At 39.6% G+C, this 21,640-nt stretch carries 20 protein-coding genes; all 20 read right to left on the bottom strand.

The genetic code is table 11. The features are described from left to right. Nucleotides 1–38: 38 nt before the first annotated feature. Nucleotides 39–1,502: a sodium/proline symporter PutP gene (gene putP, locus AS180_RS11735; RefSeq protein ID WP_062686843.1), complete on the bottom strand. Its 1,464-nt coding sequence runs from the start codon at nucleotides 1,500–1,502 to the stop codon at nucleotides 39–41. 121 nt (nucleotides 1,503–1,623) lie between these two features. After that, nucleotides 1,624–3,192 carry an L-glutamate gamma-semialdehyde dehydrogenase gene (pruA, locus tag AS180_RS11740; protein ID WP_062686844.1) on the bottom strand — a complete coding sequence of 523 codons (1,569 nt, stop codon included), beginning with the start codon at nucleotides 3,190–3,192 and terminating at the stop codon, nucleotides 1,624–1,626. A 24-nt stretch (nucleotides 3,193–3,216) separates the two neighbouring features. Further along, nucleotides 3,217–4,131 carry a proline dehydrogenase family protein gene (locus tag AS180_RS11745; protein ID WP_025907011.1) on the bottom strand — a complete coding sequence of 305 codons (915 nt, stop codon included), beginning with the start codon at nucleotides 4,129–4,131 and terminating at the stop codon, nucleotides 3,217–3,219. A gap of 273 nt (nucleotides 4,132–4,404) precedes the next feature. After that, entirely contained in the window at nucleotides 4,405–5,595 is a 1,191-nt protein-coding gene (locus AS180_RS11750; RefSeq protein ID WP_025907012.1) for a PDZ domain-containing protein, read from the bottom strand. 290 nt (nucleotides 5,596–5,885) lie between these two features. Then, the gene (locus AS180_RS22560) at nucleotides 5,886–6,029 is read right to left on the bottom strand and encodes a hypothetical protein (protein WP_156413441.1); all 144 of its coding nucleotides are present in this window, start codon (nucleotides 6,027–6,029) and stop codon (nucleotides 5,886–5,888) included. Nucleotides 6,030–6,156: 127 nt separating this feature from the next. Then, the gene (locus AS180_RS11755; protein WP_061786086.1) at nucleotides 6,157–6,792 is read right to left on the bottom strand and encodes an FMN-dependent NADH-azoreductase; all 636 of its coding nucleotides are present in this window, start codon (nucleotides 6,790–6,792) and stop codon (nucleotides 6,157–6,159) included. A 154-nt stretch (nucleotides 6,793–6,946) separates the two neighbouring features. After that, nucleotides 6,947–7,582, bottom strand: coding sequence for an FMN-dependent NADH-azoreductase (locus tag AS180_RS11760; protein ID WP_025907015.1), 636 nt, complete (start codon nucleotides 7,580–7,582; stop codon nucleotides 6,947–6,949). Nucleotides 7,583–7,626: 44 nt separating this feature from the next. Next, a complete protein-coding gene (locus AS180_RS11765) occupies nucleotides 7,627–7,944 on the bottom strand; it encodes a winged helix-turn-helix transcriptional regulator (protein ID WP_025907017.1) in 318 nt (105 codons plus the stop codon). Between the two features lie 145 nt (nucleotides 7,945–8,089). Then, nucleotides 8,090–9,532 (bottom strand): S41 family peptidase, encoded by a 1,443-nt coding sequence (locus AS180_RS11770; RefSeq protein ID WP_062686845.1) that lies wholly within the window; start codon nucleotides 9,530–9,532, stop codon nucleotides 8,090–8,092. Nucleotides 9,533–9,705: 173 nt separating this feature from the next. Beyond that, nucleotides 9,706–11,031 (bottom strand): murein hydrolase activator EnvC family protein, encoded by a 1,326-nt coding sequence (locus tag AS180_RS11775; protein WP_025907020.1) that lies wholly within the window; start codon nucleotides 11,029–11,031, stop codon nucleotides 9,706–9,708. Nucleotides 11,032–11,142: 111 nt separating this feature from the next. Beyond that, on the bottom strand, nucleotides 11,143–12,033 hold the full coding sequence (ftsX, locus tag AS180_RS11780; RefSeq protein ID WP_061786089.1) for a permease-like cell division protein FtsX: 891 nt from the start codon (nucleotides 12,031–12,033) through the stop codon (nucleotides 11,143–11,145). Beyond that, complete coding sequence (gene ftsE, locus AS180_RS11785) at nucleotides 12,023–12,709, bottom strand: cell division ATP-binding protein FtsE (RefSeq protein WP_061786090.1); 687 nt, start codon at nucleotides 12,707–12,709, stop codon at nucleotides 12,023–12,025. The genes ftsX and ftsE overlap by 11 nt, the downstream gene beginning before the upstream one ends. A 303-nt stretch (nucleotides 12,710–13,012) precedes the next feature. Next, on the bottom strand, nucleotides 13,013–13,321 hold the full coding sequence (gene cccB / locus AS180_RS11790; protein WP_062686846.1) for a cytochrome c551: 309 nt from the start codon (nucleotides 13,319–13,321) through the stop codon (nucleotides 13,013–13,015). Between the two features lie 68 nt (nucleotides 13,322–13,389). Then, nucleotides 13,390–14,187 carry a YitT family protein gene (locus tag AS180_RS11795; protein ID WP_373688729.1) on the bottom strand — a complete coding sequence of 266 codons (798 nt, stop codon included), beginning with the start codon at nucleotides 14,185–14,187 and terminating at the stop codon, nucleotides 13,390–13,392. Nucleotides 14,188–14,368: 181 nt separating this feature from the next. Beyond that, nucleotides 14,369–15,467 (bottom strand): peptide chain release factor 2 gene (gene prfB, locus AS180_RS11800; protein ID WP_138116421.1). Its coding sequence is split into 2 segments (ribosomal slippage): nucleotides 14,369–15,403 and nucleotides 15,405–15,467, totalling 1,098 coding nucleotides; the frame shifts between segments, so codons are not numbered across the junction. Between the two features lie 67 nt (nucleotides 15,468–15,534). Beyond that, nucleotides 15,535–18,051 (bottom strand): preprotein translocase subunit SecA, encoded by a 2,517-nt coding sequence (gene secA / locus AS180_RS11805; protein WP_025907027.1) that lies wholly within the window; start codon nucleotides 18,049–18,051, stop codon nucleotides 15,535–15,537. A gap of 232 nt (nucleotides 18,052–18,283) precedes the next feature. Then, nucleotides 18,284–18,841: a ribosome hibernation-promoting factor, HPF/YfiA family gene (gene hpf / locus AS180_RS11810; protein WP_025907028.1), complete on the bottom strand. Its 558-nt coding sequence runs from the start codon at nucleotides 18,839–18,841 to the stop codon at nucleotides 18,284–18,286. 197 nt (nucleotides 18,842–19,038) lie between these two features. Continuing rightward, complete coding sequence (locus AS180_RS11815) at nucleotides 19,039–19,389, bottom strand: hypothetical protein (protein ID WP_025907030.1); 351 nt, start codon at nucleotides 19,387–19,389, stop codon at nucleotides 19,039–19,041. Then, nucleotides 19,386–19,784: a flagellar export chaperone FliS gene (gene fliS / locus AS180_RS11820; protein WP_025907032.1), complete on the bottom strand. Its 399-nt coding sequence runs from the start codon at nucleotides 19,782–19,784 to the stop codon at nucleotides 19,386–19,388. Before fliS ends, AS180_RS11815 begins: the two co-directional genes overlap by 4 nt. Before the next feature lie 45 nt (nucleotides 19,785–19,829). Then, nucleotides 19,830–21,626: a flagellar filament capping protein FliD gene (fliD, locus tag AS180_RS11825; protein WP_062686847.1), complete on the bottom strand. Its 1,797-nt coding sequence runs from the start codon at nucleotides 21,624–21,626 to the stop codon at nucleotides 19,830–19,832. Between the last annotated feature and the right edge of the window lie 14 nt (nucleotides 21,627–21,640).

Genomic DNA, 21,640 nt, shown 5'->3' on the forward strand with positions numbered 1-21,640 from the left:
GTAAGGACTGAACTACTTATGTCTCAGTCTCTTTTTCGTTACGCTGATTGATTATATTCTTCAAACTCACTTTGCGTTTTCTCGTTCGGAGCAGGTGTTAATAAGCTTACTACTACAATTCCAACTAAGCTAATTAAGAAACCCGGAATCATTTCGTATAATAAATCCGATAATCCAGGGATTTTTGTCCATACAACAACCGTCACGGCACCAAACACCATACCTGCTAGCGCTCCCCATTTGTTCATTCGCTTCCAATAAAGGCTCAATAAGATAACAGGGCCAAAAGCAGCTCCAAATCCAGCCCATGCATAGCCGACTAACGATAAGATTGTACCACTTTTATTAAATGCAATCATGACACCAATGATGGATACAAGAAGTACAAATCCACGTCCAATCAACATTAGTTCTTTATCACTTGCTGATCGGCGGAAAAATGTTTTGTACAAATCTTCTGTCAATGAGCTCGAAGTTACAAGAAGTTGTGATGAAATGGTACTCATTACGGCTGCTAATAATGCTGCTAATAAGAACCCTGTAATAATTGGGTGGAATAAAATTGTGCTTAACCCGATAAATACTGTTTCCGGGTCAGCAATTTCTAGACCTTGATTCGTGTAATAAGCTAAACCGACAAACCCTGTCAGCATGGCTCCAACGACTGAAACAAGCATCCAGCTCATTCCAATACGACGAGCAGGCTTGATTTCTCTTACAGATGAGATAGCCATAAATCGCACGATAATATGTGGTTGGCCAAAATAACCTAACCCCCAGGCAAACAGCGAGATGATACCTAAGAAGCTTGTGCCACTAAAAATATTGAATAAGTCCGTATCAATGTTTCGAACCTCACTCATTGCCGGACCAAATCCACCCATCTGTGTAAGAACTACAACTGGCACAAGGATTAAAGCAACAAACATTATAATTCCTTGAACGAAATCGGTCCAACTAACGGCTAAAAAGCCACCAAACAATGTATAAGCTACGACTACTCCAGCTACAACCCATAAGCCTATCTCGTAGTCTAGATTCAGCGTTGTTTCAAAAAGAACGCCTCCTGATACGATTCCTGATGAAACGTAAAAAGTAAAAAATAGAATAATAACAATAGCCGAAATCATACGTAGCATTTTGGAATCATCGTTAAAGCGATTTTCTAAAAACGCTGGAATGGTCATTGAATTATTAGCCACTTCTGTATACTTACGAAGACGAGGTGCAACAAACAGCCAGTTAGCATATGCACCTAACGTAAGCCCAATTACAATCCACGAAGCGCTTACCCCCTGAACAAACATAGCACCAGGCAACCCCATCATCAACCATCCACTCATATCTGAAGCTCCTGCACTTAAAGCCGTTACGCCTGGGCCTAGCGAGCGTCCTCCCAATACATAGTCTGATAGATTAGAAGTCCTTCGGTACGCATAATAACCAATTAACAACATACCGATCATGTATACCACAATGGAACTTAACAGCTGAATCTCCATCAAATCTCTCCTCTCAAATTTGCATAGAAATAATATACTAGATTTTAATTCAGAAGTAACCAAAAATTTTATGATAAAAAAATAATCAGAAAGGGCACAGTGCCCCTCTGATTAAATCCATTTAAATCTTTCTAGCTGTCATTTTCCCTTGTGTAAATAGAAGTAGATAGTCATAGCCACCCGCTTTAGAGTCCGTTCCTGACATATTGAAACCACCAAAAGGATGTACTCCTACCAACGCACCCGTACATTTTTTGTTAATGTACAAGTTTCCGCAGTGCATTTCATTTAGAGCAGTCGAAATACGATTCTCATCGCGAGAGAAGAATCCGCCCGTTAACCCGTAATCTGTATCGTTATAAATCTCAATTGCTTCTTTCCAGTCAGCTGCTTTTGCCATCGCAAGAACAGGCCCAAAGATTTCTTCTTTCATGATGCGTGCCTGCGGACTCACATCTCCAAATACAGTTGGTTCGATATAGAAGCCATTCCCTTCAGCCGGACCACCGCCTGTTAGAAGCGTTCCTTCACCTTTTCCAGTCTCAATATACGACAAGATTTTATTGTATGCTTTTTGATCAATTACTGGACCCACTGCATGATTTTCTTCCGGCAGTCCAATGCTAAGCTTTTTCGTACGTTCTACGACCTTTTCTACCACTTCATCATAAACAGATTCCACGATAATTGCACGAGAACCTGCTGAACACTTTTGTCCTTGGAAGCCGAATGCTGCTGCCACAATTCCATCAGCAGCTGCATCTAAATCAGCTGTTTCATCTACTACAATTCCATCTTTACCGCCCATTTCAGCAATAACACGCTTTAACCAAATCTGTCCAGACTGTACTTTAGACGCCCTTTCGTAAATACGACAACCAACTTCACGTGAACCCGTGAAGGAAACAAAGCGTGTTTTTGGGTGCTCAACCAAGTATTCGCCTACTTCAATACCGTCTCCTGGCACAAAGTTTAAGACTCCTTCCGGTAAGCCTACTTCTTTCATGAGCTCCACAAATTTAGCCGCAATAACCGGAGCTGAATCAGCTGGTTTTAAAATAACTGTGTTCCCCGATACAATTGCCGCTACGGTCGTTCCTGCCATAATTGCGAGTGGGAAATTAAATGGTGAGATGATCACCCCTACTCCAAGTGGAATATACGCCATTCGCGTCTTTTCACCATCTACAGGCGTTAATGGCTGATTAATGTGCGTCTTGCTAAGGCGAAGCATTTCTCTTGCATAAAACTCCATAAAATCAATTGCTTCTGCTGTATCTGCATCTGCCTCAGCCCAATTTTTCCCTACTTCATAAACGAGCATCGCAGAGAATTCATACTTACGTTGACGCATCAAATCCGCTGCTTTAAATAAATAGTCCGCACGCTCAGCCGGTGAAACGTTCTTCCACATTTCAAACGTTGTTAACGCTTGTTGCATTGCTTGCTCCGCTAAAGCCGTTGTTCCTTTGCTCACGCGCCCAATGACGTCATCTTTACTTCCAGGATTGATTGACACAATATAATCTCCTGTATCAATTGTTTCGCTACCAATTGAAATTGGGTAGGTTCCCCCTAGCTTACCCTTTACTTTTTCTAACGCTTTTTCCATCGCTACTTTATTTGCTTCAACTGTAAAATCAGTGAAAGGTTCATTTTTAAATACAGATGGTTTTGTTGTAATTGTCATATTCATCTACCCCTTTATGTGAAATTATTTTACAAAATTCTTTAATACAAACCATACATTCGCCGGGCGCTCAGCTAAACGGCGCATAAAGTACCCAAACCAATCTACACCGTACGGTACGTATACGCGCACCTTGTAACCTTCTTTAATAAGCTTATCTTGTAAATCAACACAAATACCGTACAGCATCTGAAATTCAAATTGATCCTTTGGGATATTCAGTTTTTTAACCAACTCTTTCGTATAGTCAATCATTGCTTCATCATGGCTTGCCACGGCTGTGTAGTTGCCGTTTTCTAAATGCATTTTAATAATTTCTTTAAGGTTTTCATCCACATCTTTTTTTGCTGGAAATGCTACTTCAGGTGACTCTTTATATGCCCCTTTTACTAAGCGTAAGTTTGCTTGATATTGATTTAGGTCTTTAATGTCTTGCTGCGTACGATATAGATATGCTTGAATCACAATTCCAACGTTATCATAGTCTTTTCGTAGCTCTTTATATATATCTAGTGACTGCTGACAATGAGCATAATCTTCCATATCAATTCGAACAAAAATCCCATGCATTTTGGCAACCTCAAGAATTTTGCGCATATTATCCATGCAGAGCTCTTTGCTAATATCTAAACCAAGAGATGTCATCTTCAATGATAAATTCGAATTAACATTTGAATGAGCAATCGCATGTAATGTTTGCACACACATATCGGTAGATTCAGCTGCTTCCTCTTTGGTATACACAAATTCTCCAAGGTGATCTAACGTTGCAACCTTACCTGCAGCGTTCAGCTCTCTACAAGTGTTAATAGCAGATTCAATTGAATCACCTGCCACAAATCTTGCCGCACCCATTCGTAGACCATACCTTTTTGCTAATTTATTCATTGAGTGATTTTTGCCTAACGATTGAAACATCGTTCTCATTAAAACCTCCATCAATACCAAGCCTCCTTCATTACATTAAGATTTAAAAAGATTCTTAACTTACTATATGTTCAGTATACTCTCCTTTCTACAATTTTGTAACCGCTTTCTATATATTTTTTGAACAAATTTGTTTACTTTTTATAAAATATACACTTTTGTTCAATTCGTAACTTGATTATATCTAACACAATAGGAATATACTAGAAAATTGTTAAGACATCTGTCATACTTTTTTTACAAAAAAAAACCTACTTCTTTTAATAAAGAAATAGGGTTTGTCACTTAAACAGCTTCCGATGTTAGCTGCTTGTAGTTATGAACGAATAAAATACCTAGCTCGTGATGTTCATTATCATACAAAGCGCGCTGAGCAAAGCGAACCTCGCCAGAATAATCAAGCACCTCTAATTTACAGAAAGCACGATTATTAACCTGAAGCGCTGCATAAAATTTAGCAACTTCTGATACAGGAACACCGTTTACTTTCGTAATTAACTCTCCAACTTGTAAGCCCATTTTTTCAGCGGGCGATCCTGGAATAATACCCAATATGATAACACCTTCTGATTTTTTTGTGAAAAATGGTGCAGCATTCTCATCTGCTAGACGTTGCTTCGTACTAATCCACTGTCTAACCACAATGGCGAGAGCCGCCACAACAAATGAAAATAGCGGAACAACTAATGTCACAAGCGCCACTAAGACCAAACCAACGCCTAAAAACAACACTCTTTTTCCAGTAAATGAAATCGATGCGCTTGGCAACATACTTTGAATGCGCTGGCTAAAACCTATAGCAAATGGAACAAAAAATAAGCTAAATGACGTTTGACCTACTGTAAGCACTGGCCACCAGCTGAAGGTAGATGTAATTGCATCACCAGGAACTAATAAAAACACAGGAACAACCCAAAGCTTTTGAGAAAAGTGAGCACCAATCTCTTGGCCTCTTTTGCTCTTAATGATAGCAGGAGAGGTTCCTTTTACGCCAAACTTCCAAATCAAATATCCTTCTGCTACTACTAGTAGCGCTAACAAAAACGTTAACGATGGTAAATTTGCATCCTTTAATTCAAGTGACCATGTATGAACAATCCCATCTCCAATTCCCACATTTGGAATAACTAGCGTAGCAAAAATGGTTACGCCCAATACATAAGCGGGCGATAACCACCGAAATGTCCACGGCCCACTCAAAAGAAACGTAATCAAAGCAACAAACACAAGTGTTCCAATCGTTACGTATGTCCCTACTAAAACAGTGCAAATTGAAAGGATCACGCCAATAATAATACCTGGAAAAAATAAATACTTCGCTTCTAAGATAAAATCAAATACCCGAACATGAAAGTTTTTTCGTTCACGCTTAACGCGTGCCAGACCAACAAAGAATGAAACCAGTAAAAATAAATAGGTGAGCGGATGTATAAAAAGCTTTCCCGCTCCTTTTAGGATTTCTATTACAACTTCCATCTTTCCACCGCCTACTACTCCCTCAACTTCTTATTTTTTATTTATCACCGCAGATTTGTATGTATAACCAGTAATTTCATTTTAACAAAGTATGATAACAACCGCCAATGTTGTTTTTTTCTAAAAAACAGTCCTCCAAGTACTATAAGAAAAGGAACAAATCATTCATATTTGTATGTTAACTGTCCGTTATACACATATGTGTTCAATTCTATTTACCAAAAAAAAAGAGTTTGGGACATAACAAAATGATGGCTTCTAAAAGACGAACACTAGCTGTTTCCATCTCTTTAGTTTGTCTCAACACGTTCGTTCCATTGCGCTACGGCCACTCGCTTTCCGCGGGGAGGAACCTGAGCTTCCTCGCTGCGCTGCGGGATCTCAGTTTTCCCTCTCTTTCCCGCAGGAGTCGAGTGTCCTACGCTCCATTCCACCCTGTTTCCAACATTGTTTTCACAATCAACAAAAAACCTGAACGATTAAAAGTGAGAAACTCTTAATCGTTCAGGTATAGTAAGGACTGAACTACTTATGTCTCAGTCTCTTTTTCTTACTTCTTTATTAAAATTTACGCGCTGCTTCTTTCGCTTTTTCAATGCCGCTTGCTTTAATCTCTTCTGCTTTTGCAGGCATTGCATTATGACCTTCTACAAATAATCCTTCAAATGATGGAACTCCAAAGAAGTTCATCATAATACCAATGTAGCGATGTCCCATCTCCACATCTGCTGCTGGACCTTCTGAATAAATACCGCCGTTTGCTTGGATATGAAATGCTTTTTTATCTGTTAATAACCCAACTGCTCCTTGCTCTGTATAGCGGAATGCTTTTCCTGCTACAGCAACAGAATCTAAGTATGCTTTCATAACAGGTGGGAATGAGAAGTTCCACATTGGATTTACAAATACATATTTATCAGCATTTGCAAATTGATCGCTCAGTTCATTTAAACGAGCAATTTTACGCTGCTGGTCAGCTGATAGCTTATCAAATGCTTCACCTGCTCCTAATTTACCCCATCCACCAAAGATATCTGCATCTAATTGTGGGATATCCTCTTTATAAAGGTCAATGTGTACAACCTCATCGTTTGGATTTTCTTCTTTATATGTGTCAATAAATGCTTTTCCTGCAGCCATACTAAATGAAGTTTGATGGTCATGCGGATGTGCTGTAATATACAATACTTTTGCCATGTTGAATTCGCACCTTTCTTTCACTTTTTAATAACTATGTTACTAATAGTAACTTAGGTAATCTTTTTAGTCAACTATTTTATTCTCATTTAAATGATTACCCTGTTTGTTAGTATGCCTTTTAAACATAAAAAAAAGACTGGTAAAAGTCTTTTTAAAAAGTTGTAGCAATAGTCAACGCTTGATTCATTGCTTTTTCTTTAATTTCTTGTGCTTTAGTTGGAAACTTCACCTGACCTTCAATAATAATACTTTCAAAGGATTCAATCCCAAAAAAGTCCATCATTACTTCCAAATAGCGATGTCCCATTTCACGGTTCACTTCTGGTCCTTCTGAATAAACATCACCTCGCGCTTGAATATGAAGTGCTTTCTTTCCTTTTAACAAACCTTCAGCGCCTTCTTTTGTATATGTAAACGTCTTGCCTGATACAGCAATTGCGTCAATATAAGCCTTCATAATGGCAGGTACCGAAAAATTCCACATCGGTGTAACAAACACGTATTTATCTGCTAGTAAAAATTGTGCACCTAGTTCTGCTAGGCGTCCTACTTTCATTCGTTCATCTGATGATAACTCTTCTAAAGAACCTGTTTCACGCAGCTTCTTCCAACCGTTAAACACATCTTTATCTAGAAATGGTATGTCAGCCGTATATAAGTCTAAATGAACGACTTCATCATTTCGATTTGTTTCTTGATAGGTTTCAATAAATTGCTTACCTACCGCCATGCTTAATGATTCATCTTCACTTAGTGGATGTGCAGTAACATAAAGAACGTTTGCCATCTTTGACATTCCTTTCTGTAGCTAGTCTTCTGCTTCTGTGCTTGTTAGTCTTTGATCCAACTTTCTGCCCATTGCGTAATCGGACCTAAAATTTGCCCTAATTCTTTTCCTTTTTGAGTCAGCGTATATTCTGTGCGAATCGGACGCTCCGGTATAACAGTGCGTAGCACAATACCATGCTCTTCTAACTCTTTAACTCGCTCAGTTAGTAACCTTCTGCTTAAAGCCGGAATCGCCTCATTGAGCTCGCTAAAGCGCTTTGGACCACTCATCAGTACATAAATGATTAATCCTGTCCATTTTTTACCGATTAGTTCAAAGCTCTTCTCTACCTTTGGCTGTAATTCTTTTTGTTCTTCCATATTAGTGAGCTCCTCCTTTATTAATATGGATGAAAAACTAACTTGTTCACTTATTGTAACAGAAAAAGAGAATAAACATGCTCACTATTTCTACAAAAACCCCCTCTCTGCAAGCCTACAGAGAGGGGGTTTTTCTGTTCATTCATTATTCGCTCGCAAGCTTTAGAGCTGTTTCTAATTGACGGTCATCTTCTTTTGACTTGATTTTTTCGAGCAGCTTTGTCTGAAGTAATGCCGCTGTATCTTCGTCAATTTCTCCCGTCACTTTTTGATCATTTGTTTTTTGAAACGCTTTTACAGCCGTTTCTGTTTCTTTACCGAAATATCCATCGGTACGGCCAGGTTCAAACCCTAATCCCTTTAACATTTGCTGTGCATTTTTGATTTGATCATCTGTCATATCAAATTTTAATGTTTTAGTAACTTGAATTGGATTTGTGTAGTAATAGTCAGGCTGTTTTACTTCAACAGTTGGATTAACTCCTTTTTCATTAATCCAATTGCCATCTGGCGTTAACCATTTGTAGAACGTCAGCTTTAAGTTACTGCCGTCTTCCATTGGCACTGCTTGCTGAACTGTTCCTTTACCATATGATTTTTCACCAACGATGTCATATCCGCCAGCTTCTTTTAATGCACCAGCTAAGATTTCTGAAGCAGATGCACTACCACCATCGATCAGTCCTACAATTGGATAATCTTTTGGTTCTTTTAAAGAAGACTTAACCGTTTGACGATCACCGTCACGCTCTTCAATTTGTACATACGGCTTGTCACCTGTTACAAGTTCTTCTAACATTTTCTCCACGCTTTGGAGATAACCACCTGGATTTCCACGCACATCAAGGACAAGTCCTTCAATATTTTTCTTTTCAAGTTCCTTTAGCTGCTTTTTAAATTCATCTTGGGTAGATTCAGAAAATGACGTAATCTCCATGTAGCCAATTGATTTGTCATTTACTTTCTTCACAGATGAATAAACAGTTTCAATTGGAATTTCATCACGTACCACATCAACTTTCATCATGTCTTTTACACCGGGACGCTGAATATCTAATTTAACTGTTGATCCTTTTTCACCACGAATTTTTAACACAGCATCATAAAGCTCTAATCCTTCAATGCTTTTACCATCAATTTTTAAAATTTGATCGTTGGGCTTTAAACCAGCTTTCTCAGCTGGTGATTCTTTAAATGGTGCTACGATTGTGACTTTACCATCTACCATGCTAACTTCTGCACCAATTCCTTCAAAGGATGAGTCAAGTGATTGTTCAAACTGCTTTGCTGTTTCCTTATTCATATAGGACGAATGGGGATCATCAAGCGTCTGTACCATTCCTTGAATAGCACCTTCTAGTAATTTTTTTTCGTCTACATCCTTATAATATTGGGATGATATAAGGTCATAGGCTTGCTTAATCTTGTCAAATTCACCATTTACATCTACATTATTTGTCCCTGTAGCTGACGAGAGACTTGATAAACCAACGCTTCCAGCGCTTGCATATTGTAATCCAAAATAAGTACCTACTGCTCCAACTACAAGAGAGAGCACCATCAATAATGCCACTATTTTCCGATTCAAGCTCTTTCATCCTCCTCAACCCTGACCCATCTCTTTTTATTATAATAGATAGCCTTGAAACTATGTAATAAAAAGGATGCATGTGTTATTTGTAGCAAAAGGCACCACACAAATCAAGTGTGATGCCTTTTTGTTAAGATTTTATGATAGGCTTGTACAACATATGCACAAAATTAGAAGTTAATATAATTTTCAGGGTTTACAGCAGAGCTGCTTCCTTGCCAGTCTCCTTTGTGAAGTTCAAAGTGCAAGTGTGCACCGAATGAACGACCAGTATTACCCATGTAGCCTAGCTGTTGACCTTTTCCGATTGACTGACCGCTAGACACATTATAACTTTCTAAGTGAGCATAAACAGATACCCAAGTTTGGCCATTGACGTTATGGCGTACAAATACAACATTCCCGAATGATGATGAGTAATACGCTCGAATAACTGTGCCATCCGCTACGGATACAATTGGTACACTACTACCACGTTTTCCAATATCAATTCCGTAATGCATGCGACCAAATTTTTCACGGTAACCATATCGAGATGTGACTGGTCCGTTAGCTGGACGCATGAATGAACCGCTTGTTACAGCTGGTGCTGGTGCAGCTTCTGCTTTTTGAGCTGGCGCTGCGCTTGGTGCCGATTTTGCTGCTGGCTGTGACTGGCTTGCCTTCGCTTCTGCTTCAGCTCTTGCCTTTGCCTCCGCTGCAGCTTTCGCTTTTTCACGCTGCTCTTGTTCCCAAGCTGCCTTTTCACCTTCTGCTGCTTTCTTTTGATCTGCTAGTAGAGCCGCTTCTTCTTCTAAGCCAACAATTTCATCGTTTACTGATTGCTCTTGCGATTGTAACGTAGCAATTAATTTATCTTTTTCATCGACTTGCTTCTCAAGATCTGCTGACAATGTTTCAAGGTCTTTTAGCGCTTTTTCAAGTGATTCTAATTTTGTTTGAACAGCTGTTTCTTTTGTTTGAAGTTCTTTTTTGTCTTGCTCATGTTGAATTAATAACTCACGGTCTGCTTCTACAATTGTAGATACTGCACTAACACGGCTGATAAAGTCACCAAAGCTTTGTGAGCCTAGTAGAACTTGCATGTAATCCACTGAGCCACCGCTTTCCTGTAACGCTACAGCTCGATCTTTTAACAGTTCATTTCGCTTTTCAATACGTTCTTTTACTTCTTCAATATCTTTTTTTAATTTTTCAATTTCTTTCTTTGTTTCTGATATTTCAGACTCACGATTTCGAATTTTCTCGTTTGTCTCACCGATCTTCTCATCTAAACGCTTCATTTCAGCTTCTGTTTTTTTCTGTTGCTCTTGTAAAGATTTAATTTCTTCTTTACCTTCATTAATGTTTTTGTTTACATTTGAACTTTTTTCATTTAAATCGCTAATCTTTTTATCAATGTCTCCGTTTGCATAAGCGATATTCCCCGAACTTAACCATACACCGCTTAGCCCGACAAAAGCCGCTGCTGTAACCGTTAATACTTTGCGTTTCATTTGTCTGTTCTCCTCATTTGTACGTGTTTTTTTATGTGCTTATCATCTTTATATGTAAGAAGACAAATCTAACGTTTAGGCTAGATTTGTCGTGGTACTGAATAATATAACTTATTTTTTTAAGAATTTTCGAACTGATAGCATACTTCCCCAAACGCCGATAAATCCACCGACTACAGCAAGTAATAGCGCAATTTGAAGCGTGAATGGGAACGTTGGTAAAAGCTCAAAATATCCGTTGAATTTTGGCTCAGATTGGTTGAATACAAACGTGTATACACCAATTAAGACACCGATTGGTACAACTGAACCTAATAATCCAAGCAGCAAGCCTTCAATGAAGAATGGCCAGCGAATAAATAGGTTTGTTGCTCCTACTAATCTCATAATCTCAATTTCTTCACGACGAGCAACGATGGTAATCTTAATTGTATTAGAAATTAAGAACATTGCTGTGAAAAGCAAACCGATAATTAAAGCAATTCCAATGTTACGGGCAACTTCTAGGACGTTAAACAGTTTTTCAACTTCACCTTGTCCGTATTGCACATTTGTAACATTCGAGTATTTTTCAACTTCTGTAGCAACCTTAGCTACATCGTTTGGTGTTTTTGTTTTGACAATAAATACGTCATTTAATGGGTTTTGCTGTTCAAAAGGCTCAAATGCTTTCCCTTCTTCACCCATACTATCAATTAAGCTCTTGAGCTCTTTGTCTTTAGAAGAAAATGACACCGTATCAACACGGCTAATTGCTTTTAACTTCTCTTCAATAGCCGACTGCTCTTCATCTGTAGCTGCTGGATCGACGTGTACTCGAATTTCAACGTCGTTTTCAATTAACTTGGCTACGTGATTTAGGTTAAGCATAAGCGTTAAAAAGACACCAACTAGTAGTAGGGTAACTGTTACCGCACTAGCTGATGCAAAAGTCATCCACCCGTTTCGACTAAGACTTTTTGCTCCTTCTCGTAAGTGGCGACCGAATGTTCTAGCCTTCATATCCGTAATCACCTCTTACTTCGTCACGCACAACTTTTCCATTTTCAATAGCAATTACTCGTTTACGAATTGCATTTACAATTTCACGATTGTGAGTTGCCATTAAAATCGTTGTGCCACTTTTATTAATTTCTTCAAAAATGTCCATGATCTCCCAAGAAGTTTCAGGGTCTAGGTTCCCTGTCGGCTCATCTGCAATGACCACTTTTGGTTTATTTACAATAGAACGCGCGATTGATACACGCTGCTGCTCTCCACCAGATAGTTCATCGGGGAACGCTCGCATTTTATTTTTCAGCTTTACAAGATCAAGCACTTCCATTACGCGCTTTTTAATTTCCTCTGGGTGCTGCTCAATCACTTCTAAAGCAAACGCCACATTTTCATATACCGTTAGCTTTGGTAGAAGCTTAAAGTCTTGGAAGACTACCCCAATATTACGACGGAAAATTGGTACCTTGTGACTTTTAATTTTGGCTACGTTTGAGCCATTGACAATGATATCGCCCGTAGAAGGTTTCTCCTCGCGATACATCATTTTAATAAATGTAGATTTACCCGCTCCGCTTGGTCCTACGATATAAGCAAACTCACCTTGATTAATCTTGATGCTAATCCCATTGATTGCTTTCACACCGTTCGGATACGTTTTATAAACATTTTGCATTTCAATCATCAGTTATCACCTAATCAAGTGTGTTATTTTCATTCCCCGTCTTTCGACAAAGAATTACAAAAAAATCAAAAAAAAACGACTCATTTCAGTTGCTTTCTCATTATAACATCACTTTTCGAGAATTTAAGCCCTAAAAATATTACATTTTTATTTCAAATATGACATTAGTCGGATTCATACACCTTCCTATATCCCCCTAAAAAGGAGTTTGCTCTCAAATAAATTTAGAAAAACAGCAGGACTATCCTCGTCTATATTTTGTAAAAAAATAAAACGAGAAGCTTTTTTGCTCCTCGTTTTGCATCATTTCTTTTCGGCTAACCACTCGGCAATTTTGCTCGCTTCCTCTTCGTTCACCAAGCCTTTTGGCATGCTTCCTTTCCCATTATTGATAATGTCTTCAATTTCTTCTTGTGAATATTTCGCACCAGTCTTCTGAAGGTTTGGTCCTCTTGCACCTTCAAGGTTTTGGCCATGACAGCCCGAACAGTTTTGTTGGTAAAGCTCTTCCCCACTTGCTTCAGAAGCTGTTTCAGAAGACTCATTCCCTCCACCGCACGCTGCCAATGTAAAAGATGCTCCTGCAATGATTGCTAATGCTAATTTCTTCATGGCTATTCCCCCTCATTCCATAATAAAATTAACCATTTTGTGAAGTTTTTCACTCTATTATAACCTACTTATGAACGTTTAAAACCCTCTCCTAGTACCTCTGAAGCGTCTGCAACAATGACAAATGCAGATGGGTCAATTGCTTTAACCGTTTGTTTCAATTTTGTGAATTCTGTTTGTTCAACTACAACCATTAAAATTGGTCGCTCTTCATCCGTATACCCCCCGTAGGCTGACAAACGCGTCACCCCCCGGTCAATTGTATGTAAAATTTCATGGCGCACTTCTTTTTCTTTATTGGTAATGATGAGCGCCATTTTTGAGCGCCCGACGCCTACTTGGACAAGGTCAATGGTTTTACTTGTGACATAAAGGCCGATTAGCGCATATAGCCCTCGTTCTAGATCAAATACGAAAGCAGCCGCAATCACAATGAGCCCATCAATTAAAGCTACACAAATACCGAGCGATAACGATGTATACTTATGAATAATTTGCGCAGCTAAATCCGTGCCTCCAGTGGATGCGTGTCCTCGAAACACCAGACCTAACCCAACACCCACACCAATTCCACCAAACAACGCTCCAAGAAGCGGATCAGTTGTAGCTGGCTCAATATCGCTTGTTAATAAGACAACAAACGGTAAAAAAACCGTACCAATTAAGGTTTTGGCTCCAAATTGCCAACCAAGTAGCAACGCTCCTAAAAGAAAAAGCGGTACGTTAAAAGCCCACTGAACATAGGCTGGAGACCAATTAAATAATGCATTTAAAATTGTGCTGATACCGCTTACACCACCAGATGCAATACGGTTAGGAAGTAGGAATATATTAAAGGCTATCGCGACGATACTTGCTCCAACCATGACATAAACAATTTGCAGCAGTCGGTCGGATACAGAAAATACGTCTCGTTTCAATCTTTTCATGATAGTCACCTCAGTTAACGACTTTTACCATAGCGTATGTAACTTTTAAGCAACTCATGCTGTCAGAAAAAAACCCTGGTTCCACGCTTGCGCGAAAATCCAGGGGTAGCTATCACTCTTAAATATGTGAACGTAAGTAGGCATCAATAAATAAATCAATGTCTCCGTCCATTACGCTTTGTGTATTTCCGATTTCAGTATTTGTACGGTGGTCTTTTACGAGAGAATATGGGTGGAATACATAAGAACGAATCTGACTTCCCCAACCGATATCCTTTTGCTCACCGCGAATTTCGGCTAGCTGTTCTTGCTGCTTTTCAATCTCTAGCTGATAAAGCTTCGATTTTAACATTTTCATCGCTTGCTCACGGTTTTTGATCTGTGAACGCTCTGTTTGACAAGAAACAACTACGTTAGTTGGTAGATGGGTAATACGAACAGCTGAATCGGTCGTATTAATATGCTGACCACCCGCACCACTTGCACGGTACGTATCTACTTTTAAATCCTCTGTACGAATATCAATATTGATTTCATCGTTAAACTCAGGCATGACGTCACATGATACGAACGATGTATGACGACGACCAGATGAATCAAACGGCGAAATACGTACAAGACGGTGTACGCCCTTTTCTGCTTTTAAATAGCCATATGCATTATGACCTTTAATTAGTAACGTAACGCTCTTAATTCCAGCTTCGTCTCCAGGAAGATAGTCTAACGTCTCAACCTTAAAGCCTTTTTTCTCTGCCCAGCGCGTGTACATACGCAGTAGCATTGAGCCCCAGTCTTGAGATTCCGTTCCGCCTGCACCCGGGTGAAGCTCTAGAATGGCGTTGTTCTTATCGTAAGGCTCACTTAATAAGAGCTGTAGCTCAAATTCATTCATACCTGACGTTAACTGTTTTAATTCGTCAACTAGCTCGGTAGCTAAATCTTCATCGTATTCTTCTTTTACAAGCTCATACGATACTTGTAAATTTTCATACGTTTCATCTAAGTGATTAAACTGATTTACAGCATCCTTTAAGCCGTTTGCTTCATTGATAACTGTTTGTGCTGCTTGCTGATCATCCCAAAAGCTTGGATCAGCCATTCTTTCATCTAGCTCATCGATACGAGCTTGCTTGTTATCGAGGTCAAAGAGACCCCCTAAAGTCCGCTAATCGCTTAGCTGTTTTCTCTAACTCTTGCTTAATTTCTACTAAATCCATCGTTCAAACACCTCTATCTTATTTTTGACACACAGTTTGTCGCTAAACCAATAATGCTTCCTTACTTTTATGCTTCTTTTCCGCAGCAGTTTTTATACTTCTTACCGCTTCCGCAAATGCATGTATCGTTACGACCTACATCAACTGCGTTGACTTTTGGCTTTTTTTTCGCAGGTGCATCCCCTTCTTTTGGATGCACAGCAGCTTGTCCTTTCGCTACTTCTTGACGTTCAAGGTTGTTGTTAATCTCTGCTTTCATCATATACTTCGTCACTTCTTCTTCAATTGTGGCAATCATGTTTTCAAACATCGCAAAGCCTTCCATTTGATACTCGCGAAGTGGGTCTGTTTGACCGTATGCACGAAGGTGAATACCTTGACGTAACTGATCCATCGCATCGATATGGTCCATCCATTTTGAATCAACCGCGCGAAGAACAACAACTTTTTCAAACTCACGCATTTGTTCTGGCTCAAGCTGGTCTTCTTTTTCGTTGTAGCGCGCTTTTGCATAATCAACAAGCATTTCTACAATTTCTTCAGGCTCTTTACGGCGCAACATTTCTTCCGTGATTTGCCCTTCATCTAGAATATTAGCATTTACATAATCAACAATACCTTGTAAATTCCAATCTTCTTCTAACTCATCGCTTGGCGTGTACGTAGCGACAACTCTTTCAACCGTTGATTGGATCATGCGCTCTACAATATCACGCAGATTTTCTGAATCCAACACTTCAAAGCGCTGCTTGTAGATTACTTCACGCTGCTGACGTAATACATCATCATATTGAAGCAATTGTTTACGCGCATCGAAGTTGTTACCTTCTACTCGTTTTTGCGCAGATTCAACGGCTCTTGTCACGATTTTACTTTGAATTGGCTGTGAATCGTCCATACCAAGGCGATCCATCATGGACATCATGTTATCAGAGCCAAAGCGACGCATCAGCTCATCTTCCATTGAAAGATAAAATTGAGAAACCCCCGGGTCTCCTTGACGACCAGCACGACCACGCAGCTGGTTATCGATACGGCGTGATTCATGACGTTCTGTACCGATTACGGCTAAACCGCCTGCTTCAATAACACCTTCGCCTAACTTAATATCTGTTCCACGTCCAGCCATGTTTGTTGCGATTGTCACCGCGCCTTTTTGACCAGCGTTTTCGATAATATCAGCTTCACGCTCATGCTGCTTTGCATTTAAAACGTGGTGCTTGATACCTTTTTTCTTTAATAATGAAGACAATAGTTCAGACGTTTCAATCGCTACTGTACCAACAAGCACAGGCTGTCCATTCGCATGGCGCTCAGCGATATCTTCGACAACGGCTTTGAACTTGCCTTCCATCGTTTTATAAATTAAGTCTGCTTTGTCATCACGAGCAATGTCTTTATTCGTTGGAATTACAACTACCTGCATGTTATAGATGTTTCGGAATTCTTCTTCTTCCGTTTTCGCTGTCCCCGTCATACCCGCTAGCTTTTCATACATACGGAAGTAGTTTTGAAACGTGATTGTTGCAAGCGTCATGCTTTCGTTTTGAATGTCGACATTTTCTTTTGCTTCAATTGCTTGGTGAAGCCCATCGCTAAAGCGACGACCTTTCATTAAACGACCTGTAAACTGATCGACGATTACGACTTTCCCGTCTTCTACCACATAGTCAACGTCATTTTGCATCGTTACGTGTGCTTTTAACGCTTGGTTAATATGGTGGTTTAAGGCTACATGCGAGATATCGAACAGGTTTTCAATACCAAACGCTTTTTCAGCCTTAGACATTCCGTCCTCAGTTAACTGAACACTTTTGGTCTTCACATCAAACGTATAGTCCGTTTCTTTATCAAGCGTGCGAACGAATGCATTAGCTTGAATATAAAGAGCCGTTGACTTTTGAGCAGTTCCAGAGATAATCAACGGTGTACGCGCTTCGTCAATCAAAATGGAGTCAACTTCATCGATTACAGCAAAATGAAGGGGACGTTGTACCATTTGTTCTTTATAAAGCACCATGTTATCACGTAAATAATCGAATCCTAGTTCGTTATTTGTTGTATACGTAATGTCAGCAGCGTACGCTTCCTGCTTTTCATCCTTTGTTAAGCTGTTTAAATTCAAGCCAACCGTTAAGCCTAAAAACTCATAAAGACGCCCCATTTCAGTTGCATCACGGCTTGCTAAATATTCATTGACCGTTACAACGTGCACGCCTTTTCCAGTAATGGCATTTAAATAAACAGGCATAGTTGCAGTTAACGTTTTACCTTCCCCTGTTTTCATCTCAGAGATATTCCCCTCATGTAAGGAGATACCACCCATTAGCTGCACTTTATAAGGATACATGCCTAACACACGCTTTGCCGCTTCACGTACAACTGCAAAAGCTTCTGTCAGCATATCGTCTACAGATTCACCATTTTGATAACGTTCTTTAAAGTCTACTGTTTTCTCACGAAGCTGATCATCTGTCAGCGATGCCATATCAGGACCCAACGCATCAATCTGTTCAGCCATTCGTTCTAAACGACCGATTTGGCGTTGATTTCCGTCAAACACTTTTTTAAATAATCCAAGCATATTAAACGCTCCTCTATTTATAATCAATACATCTTGTACTTGTTATTTCCTTATTATAAAACATTCTGAATAAAATTGTAACATCAGGGCTAGACAAGTAGCAACTTATACCCATTATTACTCAACTGATGATTTGATAAATACTGCCTAGAACGAACAGGATAAGCAACGTAAACTAGACATCATTAAAAAAGACAGCGAGTAAAGCTCGCTGCCTTAGAAATTACTGTATTTAGTTTGGCTCAATCAGGCCATATCGCCCATCTTTTCGACGATAAACGACATTGGTTGTATTTGTGTCGGCATTTGTGAAGACAAAGAAGCTATGACCAAGCATATTCATCTGTAAAATTGCTTCTTCACTATCCATTGGTTTTAAGTTAAATCGTTTTGTACGGACAAGCTCTAGCTCTTCTTCATCCGTTTCAGCTGCAACGGCAACGCTTGGGTCACCTTCTAACGCAGCGAATAGGTATTTTTCAGCACCTTTTTCACGCATTTTACGGTTCACTTTCGTTTTATGCTTGCGAATTTGGCGCTCAAGTTTATCAAGGACAAGGTCGACTGCGGCATATAAATCTGTATGCGTCTCTTCAGCACGTAATACAAGATCAGTCATTGGAATTGTAACTTCTATTTTTTGGTCGTTGTTGTATACTTTTAAGTTTACATTTACATCAGCATTAGGTGTACCATCGAAATAGCGCTCTAACTTGCTGAGCTTTTTCTCTACATATTCCCTGATTGCTGGAGTTACCTCAATGTTTTCGCCACGAATGTTGTACATCATATTCGAACTCCTCCTTTAATCATTGCTATACCTCTATATTTCTACAATACCCGACACTTTCCCTTCCTAAACCTATATTTTTTTGAAAATTCAGCGAACAAATTTTCAAATTTAAGAAAGTGTATGTTAGAACTAAAAAAAAAGACCTTCTTCTTCTAAAGAGAAGTCTTTTTTTTTCGAATTTTTACGTCTTCTATTCAGTTTCGCTTATCGTAAAAACTCCCATCGAATGTTTCATTTCCATACGGGTTAACATAACGATTAACATGCTGTTTTTTGGCCTTTGTTTTTTGAAGGTCCTCTTCAACACTTTTTTTCCATTTTAACAATGTTGAATCAATGATGGCATTCATGCTAACGATGATGTTCCCTCTCGAATCATTCTTGCTTTCTTTTGACTGAACAAGCTCGTCAATATACTGACTGCGCTCTTGAAGCAAGCCTTCCACTTTCGCAATCATATTCTCACGTTCTTCTGCAAGAAGCGGCTTTTGGACAAGGCCATAGAGCTCAGCCGTCAGTTCATATACGGAGTCGAGAGGCGTCACGCTTGTCCACCTGAACCATGGGTTTGCTTACGATTCATTTGAATAACCTGCTTCCACGTATCGCGAAACTCAACGGCATATCCCTCTACTTCGTCGAGGAGTTCTACGCGATTTTGAACATTGGCTTCAATTAAGCGCTGATTCATATAGTCATACATCGCCATCATTTCTTTTCCAACAGCAGCGCTTGTATCTAAAGTAACCATTAGCTCTTGAATAATCTTTTGTGCTTTAAGTAAGTTTTCGTTTTTCGCTTCAATATTGTGTTGTTCAAACCCAATACGGGCCATTTTAATAAATTTAATGCATCCGTTGTAAAGCATCAGCGTAAGTTCACCAGGTGAAGCGGTTTGAACTGCCCCTTGTTGATACGCTTGATAAGGATTTGCTGCCATTTCCTTCACTCCTTCTCGTACTCTTTCTTCATTGTATTGCTATGTTTAAGCGAAATATTGCGATAGCTGCATGCTTTGTGCGTTTGAGTTTTGAATAGCTTTTTCCATTGCTGTAAATTGGCGCCAATAGCGGTCTTCTACCTGCACAAGACGACTTTCAAATCGACTAATTTGATCATCCATGTCACGTAAATTACGACCGAGCACAAACTGCGTATTCGTCCACGTTGAGCGGCCTGCACGCTGCTCAATTTTAGATACCGTATCCGCAACGGATTCACGAAGTCTGCGGACAATCCCTTTTTCACTTGTCGTTTCGCCATTTTTTGAAAATAAATCCATCACGGACTGCGGATCTTTCTCAAGTGCTTGTTTTAACTTTGTCTCGTTAATAACAAGCTTTCCACGGTCCATATAATTCGTACTAGTCGTAATTCCAATATCCGTTAGCTGCTTGAATTCACCGGTGATGCCTGAAACAGCTGAATACCAGTTAGAACGCATTTGATTTAGTCCACTTGAAAGAATTGAATCGTTTTTTAACAAGCCGCTCTTGGCTTTTTCTTCCCACTGCTCCGCTTGTTTATCTGTTAAGCTTTCACGCTGAGCATCGGTCAAAGGACTGTAATCGCGGTAACGCTCTTCCGTAGTTTTGCCATTGAGTGTAGCGATGAGTTCATTGTACTTCGTCACAAAATCTTTAATCGATTCAACCGCTTTATCTGTGTTGTTGCTAACATTTACGCGCACAGGGGCCGTAAAGTTATCTTGAAGCGTAAAGCTCACGCCGCTGACTGTGAACGTATTGGACTTTCTCGTTGTTTGTAAGCCGTTGATTTCAAACGTTGCGTCAGTTCCGCTTTGTTCATTCGTTTGATCCAACTTTAGCGTCTGCGTTAAAAAAGCACCTTCCAATTTCATTTGTGGACCCGTACCGCTTGCATCTGTTAAACTCCCGGTATCTTTACGCGTGAACATAATTTTATCTGTGCCCGAATCGTAAAATGCAGAAATCCCGACCTTGGAATTGTTAATCGTAGAAATAACGTCATTTAATGACTTCGTACCATCAAACTCGAAGTTCATTTTCCCATTCTTTTGATCATCTTCAATCGCTTTTCCATTTTCATCATAGGTTGTAATGGCAAATGATACGTAGTTTTGTTCATAATCAAACCCTTGTACCGTGCTATCTTTTACAAGTTGCGTACCAAACGTCATTTCGCCCGTTGCTGTATCAATAAACACTTCGTTTGCACCTAGGTCTGTGGCATTGTCTGTGCGTATCGTATAAGAAGCGTCGTTGCCGTCTTTATCTGTCACAACAATCGATCCTGGCAAACTTGAAGCATCAATTGCTCCTTTTCCTAACGAAACCTTCGTCGTGTCACTGGCTACCGTAATCGCGCTTTGATTGATCGTTTTAGTCTGCCACGTTAGCCCACCTGAAAACGCACTTTGCTGAGACCATAAGCTTTTTGATGGATCAATTTTTGTTGTTCCTGAAACTGCCCCGCTAATATTTTTAGCAGCCGTCGCCATCGTTACGTTTGATAACGTATATGACGCGTTACCTGCTGACGTTGTTGCAGTAGCCGTTACTTTCGATTCATCTGCTGAAGATGAGCTTTTCACCATATATGTTGACTGGAGCGTCATGTTAAAAGCCGAATCACGAAATTCCGTTAGCAATCGGTTCATTTCGCGATACTGGTCACGCTGCCATTCTGTTGTTTGCTTTTTTTGCTTTATTTTATCCAGCGGCATACGCTCCGCTTTCATTAAATCACTTACAATTTGGTCAATATCCATTCCACTTGCTAATCCACCAATACGAACCATTCTTTCACCGCCAA

Origin of the sequence: Priestia veravalensis, assembly GCF_001457055.1 — a bacterium.
In the GTDB taxonomy this organism is placed as follows: domain Bacteria; phylum Bacillota; class Bacilli; order Bacillales; family Bacillaceae_H; genus Priestia; species Priestia flexa.